This window comes from Streptomyces sp. KR55 (assembly GCF_052245645.1).
Lineage (GTDB): Bacteria > Actinomycetota > Actinomycetes > Streptomycetales > Streptomycetaceae > Streptomyces > Streptomyces flavusporus.
This window is the reverse complement of the sequence record NZ_JBQQCE010000983.1, coordinates 1-786: the sequence shown is the minus strand read 5'-3', so window position 1 is coordinate 786 and position 786 is coordinate 1. Positions and strand designations below refer to the sequence as shown.

Genomic DNA, 786 nt, shown 5'->3' with positions numbered 1-786 from the left:
TGGTGGTGGGGCAGTTGGCGGGCCGGCGTGATGTGGTGTTCGGTGCGACGGTGGCGGGTCGGCCGGCGGAGCTGCCGGGTATGGAGGACATGCTCGGTCTGTTCCTCAACACGGTGCCGGTGCGGGTTACGTTCGACGCGGAGCGCAGTGTCGCCGATGTACTGACGGCGCTTCAGGCGCAGCAGTCCGCGCTGCTGGACCACCAGCACCTCGGGCTCACCGAGATCCAGCGGCTCGCCGGACCGGGAGCCTCCTTCGACACCCTGATGGCGTTCGAGAACTACCCGGGGGACCCGGCCGGTCCGCCGTCCGCCGAAGGTCTGACCCTGGCGGACACCGCCATGCGGGAGTCGACCAACTTCGCACTCGCCCTGGGGGTGAACCCGGCCGACGGTCTGCACCTGCGGCTGGACTACCGGCCCGACGCTTTCGACGACGACACCGCCCGCGCCGTGACCGAGCGGCTGATACGCGTACTGGAACAGTTCGCGGCCGACCCCCAGGTGCACGTGGGTGACCTCGACGCACTGGTGCCGGCGGAGCGCTCGCGCGTGGTCGAGCAGTGGAACGACACGGGGCGGCCGGTGTCGGCGGGGACGGTGCTGGATCTGTTCCGGGGCTGGGTGGAGCGGACTCCGGGTGCGGTGGCGGTGCGTGGTGGTGGTGATGCGCTGACGTATGGGGAGTTGGAGGCGCGGGCGAATCGTCTGGCTCGGTATCTGGTGGGTCTGGGTGTGGGCCGGGAGAGCCGGGTGGGGCTGTGTCTGCCGCGTGGGGTCGACATGG

Annotated in this window: 1 protein-coding gene; it reads left to right on the top strand. The window is 70.6% G+C overall.

What is annotated here, in order from left to right:
• Positions 1–2: 2 nt before the first annotated feature.
• The coding region (locus ACTWQJ_RS51930; RefSeq protein ID WP_443313286.1) for a condensation domain-containing protein at positions 3–786 on the top strand (784 nt) is incomplete at its 3' end.